Annotated in this window: 12 protein-coding genes; 9 read left to right on the top strand and 3 right to left on the bottom strand. The window is 33.9% G+C overall.

Annotated features, from left to right (window positions below):
* The first annotated feature begins 1 nt into the window (after position 1).
* The 8 genes from K8B81_RS03415 (at position 2) to K8B81_RS03380 (ending at position 9185) form a co-directional block, all read left to right on the top strand.
* Positions 2–553 carry a TerD family protein gene (locus K8B81_RS03415; protein WP_223678823.1) on the top strand — a complete coding sequence of 184 codons (552 nt, stop codon included), beginning with the start codon at positions 2–4 and terminating at the stop codon, positions 551–553.
* A 20-nt stretch (positions 554–573) separates the two neighbouring features.
* Complete coding sequence (locus K8B81_RS03410; RefSeq protein ID WP_223678821.1) at positions 574–1233, top strand: TerD family protein; 660 nt, start codon at positions 574–576, stop codon at positions 1231–1233.
* A 70-nt stretch (positions 1234–1303) separates the two neighbouring features.
* Positions 1304–1939 (top strand): vWA domain-containing protein, encoded by a 636-nt coding sequence (locus K8B81_RS03405; protein ID WP_223678819.1) that lies wholly within the window; start codon positions 1304–1306, stop codon positions 1937–1939.
* Between the two features lie 66 nt (positions 1940–2005).
* A complete protein-coding gene (locus K8B81_RS03400) occupies positions 2006–3058 on the top strand; it encodes a TerY-C metal binding domain-containing protein (protein ID WP_223678817.1) in 1053 nt (350 codons plus the stop codon).
* A gap of 8 nt (positions 3059–3066) precedes the next feature.
* A complete protein-coding gene (locus tag K8B81_RS03395; protein WP_223678815.1) occupies positions 3067–4476 on the top strand; it encodes a PP2C family serine/threonine-protein phosphatase in 1410 nt (469 codons plus the stop codon).
* Positions 4477–4479: 3 nt separating this feature from the next.
* A complete protein-coding gene (locus K8B81_RS03390; RefSeq protein WP_223678813.1) occupies positions 4480–5991 on the top strand; it encodes a helix-hairpin-helix domain-containing protein in 1512 nt (503 codons plus the stop codon).
* A gap of 30 nt (positions 5992–6021) precedes the next feature.
* Positions 6022–7020 carry a TerC/Alx family metal homeostasis membrane protein gene (locus tag K8B81_RS03385; protein ID WP_223678811.1) on the top strand — a complete coding sequence of 333 codons (999 nt, stop codon included), beginning with the start codon at positions 6022–6024 and terminating at the stop codon, positions 7018–7020.
* Between the two features lie 248 nt (positions 7021–7268).
* Positions 7269–9185, top strand: a complete 1917-nt coding sequence (locus K8B81_RS03380; RefSeq protein ID WP_223678797.1) for an ABC-F family ATP-binding cassette domain-containing protein — start codon at positions 7269–7271, stop codon at positions 9183–9185.
* 49 nt (positions 9186–9234) lie between these two features.
* Here K8B81_RS03380 and K8B81_RS03375 read toward each other — a convergent pair whose 3' ends face one another.
* Complete coding sequence (locus tag K8B81_RS03375) at positions 9235–10197, bottom strand: App1 family protein (RefSeq protein ID WP_223678795.1); 963 nt, start codon at positions 10195–10197, stop codon at positions 9235–9237.
* A 62-nt stretch (positions 10198–10259) separates the two neighbouring features.
* Here K8B81_RS03375 and K8B81_RS03370 point away from each other — a divergent pair, with 62 nt between their 5' ends.
* Positions 10260–11129 (top strand): diacylglycerol/lipid kinase family protein, encoded by an 870-nt coding sequence (locus K8B81_RS03370; protein ID WP_223678793.1) that lies wholly within the window; start codon positions 10260–10262, stop codon positions 11127–11129.
* A 10-nt stretch (positions 11130–11139) separates the two neighbouring features.
* On the opposite strand, the gene K8B81_RS03365 is transcribed toward K8B81_RS03370, so the two are convergent.
* Both K8B81_RS03365 and K8B81_RS03360 read right to left on the bottom strand, forming a co-directional pair.
* Positions 11140–12285 carry a GNAT family N-acetyltransferase gene (locus K8B81_RS03365; protein ID WP_223678791.1) on the bottom strand — a complete coding sequence of 382 codons (1146 nt, stop codon included), beginning with the start codon at positions 12283–12285 and terminating at the stop codon, positions 11140–11142.
* Positions 12286–12405: 120 nt separating this feature from the next.
* Positions 12406–12894: a DUF1761 domain-containing protein gene (locus K8B81_RS03360; RefSeq protein WP_223678789.1), complete on the bottom strand. Its 489-nt coding sequence runs from the start codon at positions 12892–12894 to the stop codon at positions 12406–12408.
* Positions 12895–13214 lie beyond the last annotated feature (320 nt).

The following is a 13214-nucleotide window of genomic DNA, read 5'->3' as shown; positions in this document are numbered from 1 at the left end:
AATGGCAATTAACTTAGAAAAAGGACAAAGACAAAGTATTGATGCACCAAAGTTTACAGTAGGTCTTGGATGGGATAGTAATTCAAGTAACACGGGTTCAAGTTTTGATGTGGATGCTTCAGTATTTTTAGTTGGTGCAAACGGAAAAATTCCGAATGATAACCATTTTGTTTATTATAATAATTTAAAATCACCTGATGGGGCTGTAGTTCATACAGGAGATAATTTAACCGGTGATGGTGACGGAGATGATGAAAAAATCCAGATTGATTTATCTTTAATCTCTCCGGATGTTCACGAAATTTCTTTTGTGGTAACGATTCATCAGGCAGATACAAAAAGACAGAATTTTGGACAGATCAGAAATTCATTCATCAGAATTCTGGATCAGACAAATACTGAATTGGTTAAGTATGAATTGGATGAAGATTTTTCTATCGAGACAGCAGTAGAATTTGGAAGAATTTACAAAAGAAATAACGAATGGAAATTTGAAGCTGTTGGTATAGGAATGAAAGGTGGCTTACAAGATTATTTGAATAAATATAACTAATTTAAAACCAATTGAAAAGTATGGCAATTAACTTAACCAAAGGACAAAAAATTGATTTGCGAAAATCAAGCGGTGAAACATTAACCAATTTTTGCGTCGGTGTAAACTGGGGCGCAATTGAAACAAAAGGTTTTTTAGGATTATCAAAAAATGTTACAGAAGTAGACTTAGATTTAAGCTGTGTACTTATTGATGACCAAAACAAACTTTGTGACCATTTATATTCTCCATTGTACAGAGCCGAAGTTTTGCAGCAATTTGGTTTGCCAAAAGGTAAATTGATAACTGTTGACAATGCTCTAAAGCACACCGGAGATGATCTTGCCGGAGATACCGGAGGAGACGATGGTTTGGATAATGAAATTATTACTGTTGACCTTTCTAAAGTTGATGCCAAAGTAAGCCAGATATTTTTCTTTTTAAACAATGCAGGAAAAGAAGATTTCTCTCAAATTCCGTATGCAAAAATCAGAATGTACGAAGGAACGCCGACAAAAGTAACTTCAGAATTTGCCTCTTACAATGTTTCGGCTGAAGCGCAGTATGTAAACAAACGTTCTATTATTATGGGGAAATTATACAAACGTAATGGGGAATGGAAATTCAGCGCAATTGGAGATCCTACAGATGATACCTTTTTAGGACAAACAATTCATAAAATTGTAGAATCCTACCTATAATTGCAATTCGCTTTTGTATTTGTTACCGTTTAAATTTTTGTAATTCTATCAATCATTTTTGCAAGGTTATATGAGAAGACTACCAGTATATTTTTTATTAGACACGTCTGGTTCCATGTACGGCGAACCTATACAAGCGCTTAATAATGCTCTGAGCGGTATGATTAATACATTACGCTCAGATGCACAAGCCCTAGATTCGTTATGGATCAGTATTATAACTTTTGACAGAGAAGTAAAAGAAATTGTGCCTTTGACAGAATTGGTTCATTTTCAACTTCCAGAAATAACCTGTCCACAGAGTGGTCCGACCAATACTGGTGCAGGATTAGAATTTGTACTTCAAAAAGTTAAAAATGAAGTGATAAAAAGTTCTCCAACCCAAAAAGGAGACTGGAAACCTTTACTTTTTGTTTTTACGGACGGAAAACCTTCGGATATTCAGTTATATAGAGAGAAAATTGTAGAAATAAAAGCGCAGGATTTTGGTGCTGTCGTGGGCTGTGCTGCTGGTCATATGGCAAACGATAGTATTCTTAAAGAACTTACAGATAATGTGGTACATCTGGATTCTGCTGATAGTTCTACATTGAAGCAGTTTTTTAAATGGGTCTCTGAAACAATCGAACAAGGAAACAAAAGTCAGGGAACAGGAGAAAACGTAACACTGCCGCCACCGCCGAGCGAAATTACTGTCGTGATTTAATTTTAAAAAACAACGTAATTTCATAAAAATTTTCTTTATCTCTAAGCTCTTTAAAACTCCTTTAAAATGAGAAGACTACCTATATATTTTTTAATTGATATTTCAGAATCGATGGTTGGCGAACCAATTCAGCAAGTTGAAGAAGGATTAGCCGCTATAATTCAGGCGTTAAAAACAGATCCGCATGCTTTAGAAACTGTTTTTGTGTCGATTATCGTTTTTGCAGGTCAGCCCAAAACATTAGTTCCGTTACAAGAAATAGTTAGTTTTTATCCTCCGAAATTCCCTATCGGAAGCGGTACATCTTTGAGTAAAGGTCTAGGACACTTAATGTTCGAATTAAGAAATAATATTGTAAAAACGACTTATGAAGTAAAAGGAGATTGGAAACCAATTGTGTTTTTATTTACAGACGGGGTTCCGACAGATGATACAAAAGCAGCAATAAATGAGTGGAAAAATAATTGGCAGCGAACAGCAAATTTAATTGCAGTTTCATTTGGAAACGAAACAGACAATCAATTGCTTGGAGAACTGACAGAAAACGTACTTCATTTTAAAAATACTAACGCACAGTCATACAAAGAGTTTTTTAGATGGGTTACAGATTCTATAAAAACCAGCAGCATTAGCGTTGAAAATAATTCGTCTGGTTTTGAATTGGCAAAATTAGACGGCGAAACACTTTCTAAAATAGATTTGACCAAGACAGAGCCAATCAAACAATATGTTGATGATAATTATGTGGTTTTAAACGGAAAATGTCAAAATACCAAAAGACCCTATTTAATGAAGTATCGCAAAACACTTGCGCCGTCAATTTATGCAGGTGTAGAGCTGGCTTCAAAAAATTATAAACTTGTAGGCGCTTATCAGGTTGATAATTCTTATTTTGAATTGGCAGACACTACTAATTTCAATACCAAAGTTAATACAGAAGAACTTATTGGAGGTCCGACTTGCCCATGCTGCGGTAATCAAATTGCATTTGCTGTTTGTATTTGTGAAAAAATACATTGTATTGGAGATGAAGAAATCAGTACTTGTCCTTGGTGTAACAATCAAGGTTCTTATGGCTGTGGTGAAGGCGGTTTTGATGTAAATAGAACACAAGGGTAATATTTATTATGGAAGAGACCAAAAGATATCTTCAATCCTTTTTATCTCAAAATAAAGTAGATATCCCAGAAAGTAAACAGCATCTTTTTGAGGATTTTATCCATAATGAATCAAATATTAATGCAGTAAAATTAATTAAGGAAAAACAGCAGATGATTATGAATAATTGGAAGTTGAAAAATCGAATTGATGACATTATAAATCAGTCTGTTTTTCTGCCAAACGGAACTGTCAATAAAACATATGAAGCAAAAATTGATTTTGAGCAATTAGAATGGCAGGATGTTGTTTTTTACGAAATTAAAAACCTAGAAGATACAGGGCTTATATTTGATACTGACAAAAAAATCATTCACGGAATTCCTAAAGTTAATGGTGATTTAAAAATAAGATTCCTTTTCAAAATAAAGATCAATGAAGATGTTGAAGAATCTCCGCTAAACGAGAAAATCATCACGCTTATTATCAATCCAGACCCGAAATCATTGTGGAAAAACATTGAAAGTGATGCAGCAGCTCCATTCAGTAAAAAAGATATTGAAGCGATTTCGGATAGATTTTTAGATAAAAAAATGGTTGCCGTTTCCAAAAGAGGAAGAAGTCATGCCAATGTCGGTGCATTTAGGGAAGACGATTTTACCGTTGCTAATTTCTCAAACGGCTGGAGTATTATAGCCGTTTCAGATGGAGCCGGTTCTGCTTCTTTATCCAGAAGAGGTTCAAAATTAGCTTGTGAAACTGTTGTTCAGTATTTTGAAGAAAATTTAGAAAAAGAAAATCTAAATGAATTCGACGAACTGCTTTATAATTATCACAATAAAACAGACGAAGAATCGATAACAAAAATAAATCATTTGGTTTATGACCGTTTATCGAAAGCGGCTCATTTTGTCAATCAAAAAATAGAAGAGTTTGCTAAAAATATTGACGAAGAAGTAAATAAATTTCACGCTACATTAATTTTTGCTTTAGTAAAAAAATATGAGTTTGGTTATGTAGTTTTGACTTTTGGAGTCGGTGATTGTCCAATTGCTTTAGTAAACAAAGACCTGACGTCAGTGACATTGATGAATACTATAGATGTTGGCGAATTTTGCGGCGGAACACGATTTATTACAATGCCGGAAATTTTTCAAAATGAAAAATATGCATCACGTTTTGGTTTTAAATTAGTGGATGATTTTTCGTATTTGATGTTAATGACAGACGGAATTTACGATCCGAAGTTTGTTGTCGAAGCTAATCTCGAAAAAATTGAAAAATGGCAGGAGTTTTTCTCCGATTTAAATGGAAATAATGACGATAATGCCAAAGTTGATTTTCAAAATGATTCAGATATAGCACGGCAGCTTTCTACTTGGATGGATTTTTGGAGTCCTGGAAATCATGATGACAGGACTTTGGTTATAATTTATTAAATCATGAATATAGTTACAGTACAATCCATAAAAGATACCAGCAAGTCTTATCAGTTTGAAGATAATGGCGAACCGATGCGAGGCGGGGTTAAAGACGTTTATTTTAGTCCAGACAAAAGATACGTTGTTGCTGTTTTTAGAGAACAGCTGGATGATAACCAAAAAGAAAGACTACAACGAATAACCAATAAATATTTTGATCAAATTCAAAAAGGAGAAGCCAGTGATTTTTATATCAATGATATTTTCAGATGGCCTACAGATGTGATTACATATAAAGGCTTGACAGGAGTTATTGTACCGCTTTATAAACCTAAATTTTTCTTTAGAAAAGGATATCAAACCAGCGATTTAATTCAAGGAAAAGAAAAACACGGATTATGGTTTTCGAGTTCAAAATTTAGAAATCCGCATTATCCTTTGCGTATCGCAAATTCAGAATTAGGAGATTGGCTGAGTTATTTTCAGATTTGCGTAAACCTTACGCGCGGTGTCAAAAAAATGCACGCAATGGGTTTGTCGCATTCCGATTTATCGCATAATAATGTTTTAATAGATCCGGTTGAGAAAGCGGCCTGTATTATTGATATCGATGGTTTGGTCGTTCCCGGATTATTTCCTGCAGAGGTAATCGGAACTCCTGGTTTTATAGCGCCAGAAGTACTTGCAACAAAGCATTTACATAAAACAGATCCTGACAGAAAACTGCCAAACAGATTAACCGATCTGCATTCGCTGCCCATTTTAATTTACATGTTTTTATTGCACAGACATCCTTTAAAAGGTGGAAAGGTTCATGATCTTGATACCGAAAAAGATGATTTGTTGTCAATGGGAGAAAAGGCAATTTTTATAGAACATCCGACAGATGCTACTAACAGGCCTAAAATCAATCAGGTTTCGAAATGGGATTTGCCTTGGGCAGATAGCAGCAAATTACCTTATACAATTACAGGACCATACTTAAAAGCGTTATTCGATAAAGTTTTCATAGACGGACTTCATAATCCGATGTTAAGACCAACTGCTGAAGAGTGGGAAACAGCACTTTTGAAAACTACAGATTTAATGCAGAAATGCCATAATACCTATTGCGAGCAAAAATGGTATGTTTTTGATAATACAAACAGACCAAAATGCCCTTTTTGCGGTACGCCTCATGAAGGTACGTTACCAGTTTTAGATCTGTATTATCAGTTTCAGGAAACAACTTGGAAACCCGAGAATCATAGATTGATGGTTTATAATGATCAATATTTGTTTCAATGGCATGTTAATCGTAATATTGCCAGAAATGAGAAATTAACCCCGCTCCAAAAAGTGCCGGTAGGTTATTTTACGTTCTTTAAGGACAAGTGGGTGTTGGTGAATCAAAAACTAACATCTTTAAAAGATGTAACAGAAAACAAAGAAATTCCGATAGGAACAATGGTTGAACTTACACACGGAAAAAAAATACTGCTTTCTAATGAAGAAGGAGGAAGGGTAATCGTAGTAACAATGGCCAATACATAACTTTAAAAATTAACTTAATTAATATCTAAAATGAATCAACACCCAATCTTTTCGGAACATCCCGGTTTAATTGTCGTTTTCGCGATTGCAGTAGTCATTATGCTTTTACTGGATTTAGGAATCTTCAATAAAAAAAGCCACGTCGTATCAAATAAAGAAGCGATTACGTGGTCATTAGTATGGATCAGCTTAGCCATGATTTTTAGTGGTTTAGTATATCACTATGCCGGAGCTGCAAAGTTCTATGAGTTTCAATCGGCTTATTGGATAGAGAAAGCACTTTCTGTAGATAATCTATTTGTATTTATATTAGTATTTAAGTTTTTTGACGTAGCCAATCAAAACAAACATAAAGTATTGTTTTGGGGAATTATCGGAGCTTTGGTTTTAAGAGCGATATTTATATTCTCTGGAGCATTCTTGATAGAATTAACTTATCTAAACAAACTTTTAAGCCTTGCAGGAATAGAAGGATTTAAATATGATATTAACTTAATTATGACTGCTTTTGGTTTATTCTTGGTTTATGCAGGAATCAAATCATGGTCTTCTGGAGACGATGATGACGATGAAGATTACAACAACACAAGAGGAGCAAGATTAATCAGAAAGTTTTTTAGCGTAAGCGATAAATACGACGGAGATAAATTCTTTACATTCGAAAACGGAAAAAAATTAGCAACACCGCTTTTAGTAGTTGTGGCAGTAATTGAGTTTACCGATTTGTTATTTGCAGTAGATTCTATCCCGGCAATTTTTGCAATTTCGAACGATCCGTTTATTCTTTACACATCTAACATCTTCGCAATTTTAGGACTTAGAGCATTATTTTTCTTATTAGATAACTTCATTCACCTATTCAGTAAATTACAATACGGATTGGCAATTATCTTATCATTTATAGGAATCAAAATGATCATTTCGCCATTCTACCATATCGATTCCATTTATTCATTATTGGTAATCGGAGGCGTATTGATTATTTCAGTAATAGCATCTATTATGTTCCCTGAAAAAAAAGAAGCTTAATTCAAAATTTAGGACAAAACAAATTCTTCGTTTATATAAACGGATTGATATTTAGTATCAATCCGTTTTTTTGTCTTTAAGAAATACAAAAGCGATTGGTTTTGAGGAACGAAACTTCAATTAAAAGTTATACTTTTGCACTTTCAAAATCGTAATTAAAAAAAAGCATATTCAAAAAGCTTTTAGATACGGTAATTTAATAAACAACAATGGTTTAGTAAACCATTCTATTTTACAGCAATCAAGTTATGCTTAACATACACAATCTTTCCGTTTCTTTTGGAGGAACCTATTTATTTGAAGAAGTTACTTTTCGTTTAGGAGCCGGCGACCGCGTAGGTCTTGTCGGTAAAAACGGAGCTGGTAAATCTACAATGTTAAAAATGTTAGCAGGAGATTTTAAACCAGATTCTGGGGTAATTTCTCAAGAGAAAGATATCAGAATGGGATTCTTGCGTCAAGATATTGATTTTGAACAGGGAAGAACCGTTTTGGAAGAAGCGTATGAAGCTTTTACAGAAATTAAAGTTGTAGAAAAAAAACTAGAAGAAATCAATCATCAATTGGTTACCAGAACCGATTACGAAAGTGAAGAATATGGGCAGATAATCGAGGATCTTTCGGATTATACACACCGTTTTGAACTTCTTGGAGGTTATAACTATGTTGGAGATACAGAGAAAATTCTTTTAGGTTTAGGTTTTAAAAGAGAAGTTTTTAATAACCAAACCGAAACCTTTTCTGGAGGATGGAGAATGCGTATCGAATTGGCTAAATTATTATTACAATCAAACGATGTATTGCTTCTGGATGAGCCAACCAACCACTTAGATATCGAAAGTATTATTTGGTTAGAAAATTTCCTTCGCAATTATCCTGGAGTTGTTGTAATCGTTTCGCACGATAAAATGTTCTTGGATAATGTTACCAATCGTACCATCGAAATATCTTTAGGAAAAGCGTACGACTTTAACAAACCATATTCTCAATATTTAGAATTGCGTCATGAAATTCGCGAAAAGCAATTGGCGACTCAAAAAAATCAGCAGAAAAAAATTGAAGAAACAGAAAAATTAATCGAGAAATTCCGTGCAAAAGCTTCAAAAGCTTCTATGGCGCAATCGTTGATTAAAAAATTAGATAAAGTAGAAAGAATCGAAGTTGACGAAGACGATAATTCTGTAATGAATATCTCTTTTCCAGTTTCTAAAGAACCAGGAAAAGTAGTGATTGAAGCAGAACATGTTACAAAAGCTTACGGAGACAAAACGATTCTTAAAGACATCAGTTTATTAGTAGAAAGAGGAAGTAAAATTGCTTTTGTCGGCCAAAACGGACAAGGAAAATCGACTTTCATTAAAGCATTGGTAAACGAATTTGAATATCAAGGAAATATCAAATTAGGACATAATGTACAATTAGGATATTTTGCTCAAAATCAAGCCGAATATTTAGACGGAGAAATCACATTGTTACAAACAATGGAAGATGCTGCTACGGACACCAATCGTATGAAAGTGCGTGATATGTTAGGCTCGTTTTTATTTCGCGGAGACGATGTAGAAAAAAAAGTAAAAGTACTTTCTGGAGGAGAGCGTAACCGTTTGGCACTTTGTAAATTATTGTTACAGCCAATCAACGTATTGCTGATGGATGAGCCGACGAACCACTTAGACATTAAATCTAAAAATGTTCTGAAAGCCGCACTTCAAAAATTTGGGGGAACGTTATTACTGGTTTCTCACGACAGGGATTTTCTTCAGGGAATGTCAAATATCGTTTACGAATTTAAAGACCAGAAGATCAAAGAATATTTGGGCGATATCAACTTTTTCTTAGAGCAGCGCAATCTTGAAAACATGCGTGAAGTAGAGAAAAAAGATGTTGTAAAAACAGCAGCTCCAACAAAGGAAAATGCTAAAGTTTCGTACGAAGACCAGAAAAAAGGAAAAGCGCTTCAAAATAGATTAAGTAAAATTGAAAGTCAAATCAAACAATTGGAAAAAGACATTCAGCACGATGATAAAATGCTGGCTTCAAATTATGATAAACATATCGAAGATGCTTCATTTTTCACAGCATACAACAAAAAGAAAGCAGATTTAGATCAATTGCTTCTGGATTGGGAAATCGTTCAGGAAGAGATTGATAATTTCAATGCTTAGTATTTTTGTTTCAAGTTTCAGGTTTCATGTTCCAACAAGAACCTGAAACCTACTTGATAATCCCAATAGATTTTGAATGCATAATCGCTTCACTGCTTTCTTTAAAATAGCAGGCCAAAACATCGAGAGCTTCTAAGTTTTTCATGATTTTTTTGACTTCCGACTTTTGACTTTTGCCTGTTTGTCTGATGTAAACCGCAATTACGGTAACCGGGAATATTTTGCATATTTGCTCGTACAGAAATGGATCGTGTTGTGAATCATCTCCTAATAATACATATTTAAGATTCGGATAGAATTCCAAAACATGTTTTATTTTGTCGAATTTATGATTGTGGTCACCGCGTCCGCTCATGAAAAAATCAGTAATGCCCCTTTTGATGTCTTTCAGTAAAATAACAGCTCTGGGCAACTTATGGATTTTGGTGAATTTTACAATAAACCGATACAAATTCCATTCACTGCTTGAGATGTAAAAGAACGCATTCTGTTCGTCCTTATTATTTCTTCCCGCTGAACTCAAAGCCTGATAATGTGGGACCACATCTTTAAAAACTTTTCGGTCATTTACATTTTTAAATAACAGGATATATATTTTCTTAAAGATGTTTTTTGTGTGCGAAATTAAAAAAGTATCGTCGATATCAGATATAATTCCCAGGTTCCCTTCGTGAGGTCTTATAAAACTACCTCTGGAAACAATGATTTCGGATTTATATCTAATACTAACTTGATATTCCATCCATCCAAAATGAAATTCCTTTTCAAGCGGAATGCAAAACTTAAAATAACCATCATCTAAAGTTTTGGTATGGATTTCTTTTTCTCCAAATTTTAGGTAAATGTCAAAATTCTGAATCGTTTTTATTCTGAACTGATTGATAATCGAACGTGCATTTTTGAAGTTTTTCTTCTGAAAATCATAGTTGTACGTTCGTTTAAATACATGGCCCATTACAATTAATTCCTGTTCATTGGCATAACCGCGATATAATTGTAAAATTGGTTTCATTAATTCCGTATATTTATGTAACTGTAATTTAATTATTTTAATTGGTTTTTAAATAGAAAATTTTGAAAAAGAATATCATATTCGTTGTAAATCCCATTTCAGGAGACTTGGATAAATCTGATTTGATTGAGTCAGTACAGGAGTTTGCAGACACAAATAACGTTGATCTGGTGGTGTACGAAACCACCGGAAAAAATGATGTTAAAAAAATACAAGACCTATACAATAAGTACAGTCCGGAACGAATTGTCGTAGCCGGAGGTGACGGTACAATTAAAATGGTAGCCGAAGCTATGGAAGAGCACGATGTTATCATTGGTATTTTGCCTGCCGGTTCTGCAAATGGTCTATCCGTTGATTTAAACCTGCCATCAACAATCGAAGAAAACCTGAAAATTGCTTTTTTAAATCATTATATCGAAATGGATATGATTTGTATTAATGGTAAAAAAAGTATTCATTTAAGCGATTTAGGTCTCAATGCCGATCTGGTTAAAAATTATGAAGAAAGTGACGTTCGCGGATTTTGGGGATACGCTTTGCAGGCATTTACAACCCTAACAGAATCCAATGAACCTTTTGTTGCGACAATTACCGCAAACAAAGAAACAGTTGAACATACAGCAAGAATGATTGTTATTGCCAATTCTCAAAAATATGGAACAGGCGTGACCATTAATCCAAATGGAGCTATGAATGACGGTAAATTTGAATTGGTAATTCTCAAAAACCTGGATTTATTTTTAATCGGAAAAATTATTACGGGTAATATGCCAATTGATACAGAAGATGTTGTTATTATTTCTACAGATAAAGCTACGATTCAAACCGATTATCCGGTGAGTTTTCAGATTGACGGTGAATATTGCGGAGCACAGAAGTCATTAGAAATTCATATTTTGCACAAGCAAATGAAAATTGCGATTCCTTAAAAAATATAATTTATTTAAAAGGATTTCGCTCCTGCCAATTGGTTTTGGGTTCCAGATAATTAAAAAATCGCGCAATATTATGATTGATTAAACTATTGCTGTGGGTGATCAAACCATACATTTTGACAGGTTTGGCACCTACAGAACTTTTAATCTCAAGAGCAGTTCTGGCGAAAACAATTTTTTTGAAGCCTTTTTTAATAGAATAGCTAATCATGTCGTATAACATGTTTAAATAAAGCATTTTATCACGCTGAATGCTCTCGTCATAGCCTAAAAAATAAGTGTCCATTGTCTCACCATTTTTTATAAGAGTATTAAAACCGATTAGTTTTTCGTCTAAAAAGTAACCATACAGTAAAAAGTCATCTTTCATGATTTCTTTAAAAAAGCTAAAATGATTCCTGGCGAGAAAAAAAGTATTGAAAGGGGCATTTTTTGCTACATGAAAGTAGAGCTCGTAAATAACATCTTCATATTTTCGGATGTCTGATAAGGCCATTTTTTGCTTTACGATTCCTTCTGCTTTTTTTCTGGCGCGTTTGTACTGATCCCGGTATTTTTTGGATAAAGCATCAATATAATCCTGTTCTGATTTCCAGTTTTTATTGATTTCAAAAACCATGTTCGGCTGGGTAGAGAATGTATAATTATTTTTGAATTCGGCCTGCAGCGGTTCAATTTCTTTAGCGGTAAAATCTTTTATGCTTGTGATGTGAACTTTTTTGCCACTCGCTTTTAAATCTTTTTTAAGCTGACTGATGGCTTTATGAAGTGTTTTAATGGCTTTGGACTGCTTTACGTTTTTAGCGAATGAAAAAGCATTCTGTCCTGTGAGCATATTATTGCCCACAAACAAAACATGCGAAGCGAAATTCTTAAGGGCAAAATTGCGCACAGAAGTTTTTAAGCACTTATCACGCTCTCCAAATGATTCGAGTTTTTCTGCAAATAAAAATTGGGTCAGGACAATCCCGATCAGTTTTTTTTCTTCAAAGATTCCGATGAAATGGCAAGTCATGTTTACCGGACAGGAATTTTCCAGTACTTCGAGATATTCGCGTGTCAAAAAAATGTTTTCTGAAGCCAGCAAGTTCCATTCTAAAGGCAGCAGGGACGTGCTTTTATATATTTGAAAAGAATAGTTTGTATTCAAGAGTGTAAGCTAATTTCTTCAAAATTAGATAATATTTGCAATAACTAGTTTGCTTTAAGTTATTATTAAGAAAAATCCGTTTGAGTCTGGATTTCAAACGGATTTAATTTATGTTTTTTGTTATGCATATGCACAGACAATTCCACCTATAATGGTAAGCGTAAGCATCCAGTACCCGGCGTGGATAAAGATATATTTCCATGATTTCCTTTCGAATAAACCATTGATTCCAATAACCGGGAAAGCAAAAAACAGACCCGCCATAAAACCATGAAGAGCACCATGTTTAAAAGTGCGGTAAGCTGTTCCGTAATCTGCCATAAAAGCATGAAAAGATGGTTTGGCACTTGCTATCATAGGAGGTCCGCCAATCATTCCCAAGGCTCCGGACTGATGAATCGTGAACGACATTAAAGCCATTGAAATCATTACAGAGAAAATATAAGTAAAGCCAAATATTTTGAGCATATTGCCTTTTCTGAGATCTTCTTGAGTAAAATTATTTTCTCTCATCCAGATGGTTCCGAATACTTTTGGATTGTACCAGATAAAACCGGTTACAAGTGTAACAACAGCAGCAGCCAAAAATGTAATAAAGTTAATTTCCATAAAATAAGGGTTTTATAATTAGTTAATCAAATTTAATTAAAAATTCAGCGTGAAGGATATTTTATTTTTTTTTAGTATTAAAACGCAGTTTTTACTTATTAACACTTTATCGACATTGCTTGTGCTGAAGTTTTAAATCACATAATTTTGCAGCAAATTCCTTGATCCGAATCTATGCGAAAAATTACTTTACTTTTTTACTGTTTTCTTAAGTAATTTTTACAGACATAATTTCTGACAAATAAAAGGACACAGATGCTTTAAATATGACTATGTTAGATGAAAATGGGAAACCTTTTTTGCTGAATATAACTGAAGAA

The sequence above is a fragment of the Flavobacterium hibisci genome (assembly GCF_020026925.1).
GTDB lineage: Bacteria > Bacteroidota > Bacteroidia > Flavobacteriales > Flavobacteriaceae > Flavobacterium > Flavobacterium hibisci.
This window is presented reverse-complemented; position numbering and strand designations above follow the sequence as displayed.

Bases quoted from the DNA above. Each gene is read 5' to 3' on its own strand.
- K8B81_RS03410 (WP_223678821.1), top strand. From the start codon at position 574: ATGGCAATTAACTTAACCAAAGGACAAAAAATTGATTTGCGAAAATCA.
- K8B81_RS03400 (WP_223678817.1), top strand. From the start codon at position 2,006: ATGAGAAGACTACCTATATATTTTTTAATTGATATTTCAGAATCGATG.
- K8B81_RS03415 (WP_223678823.1), top strand. From the start codon at position 2: ATGGCAATTAACTTAGAAAAAGGACAAAGACAAAGTATTGATGCACCA.
- K8B81_RS03395 (WP_223678815.1), top strand. From the start codon at position 3,067: ATGGAAGAGACCAAAAGATATCTTCAATCCTTTTTATCTCAAAATAAA.
- K8B81_RS03405 (WP_223678819.1), top strand. From the start codon at position 1,304: ATGAGAAGACTACCAGTATATTTTTTATTAGACACGTCTGGTTCCATG.
- K8B81_RS03360 (WP_223678789.1), bottom strand. From the start codon at position 12,894: ATGGAAATTAACTTTATTACATTTTTGGCTGCTGCTGTTGTTACACTT.
- K8B81_RS03385 (WP_223678811.1), top strand. From the start codon at position 6,022: ATGAATCAACACCCAATCTTTTCGGAACATCCCGGTTTAATTGTCGTT.
- K8B81_RS03380 (WP_223678797.1), top strand. From the start codon at position 7,269: ATGCTTAACATACACAATCTTTCCGTTTCTTTTGGAGGAACCTATTTA.
- K8B81_RS03390 (WP_223678813.1), top strand. From the start codon at position 4,480: ATGAATATAGTTACAGTACAATCCATAAAAGATACCAGCAAGTCTTAT.
- K8B81_RS03375 (WP_223678795.1), bottom strand. From the start codon at position 10,197: ATGAAACCAATTTTACAATTATATCGCGGTTATGCCAATGAACAGGAA.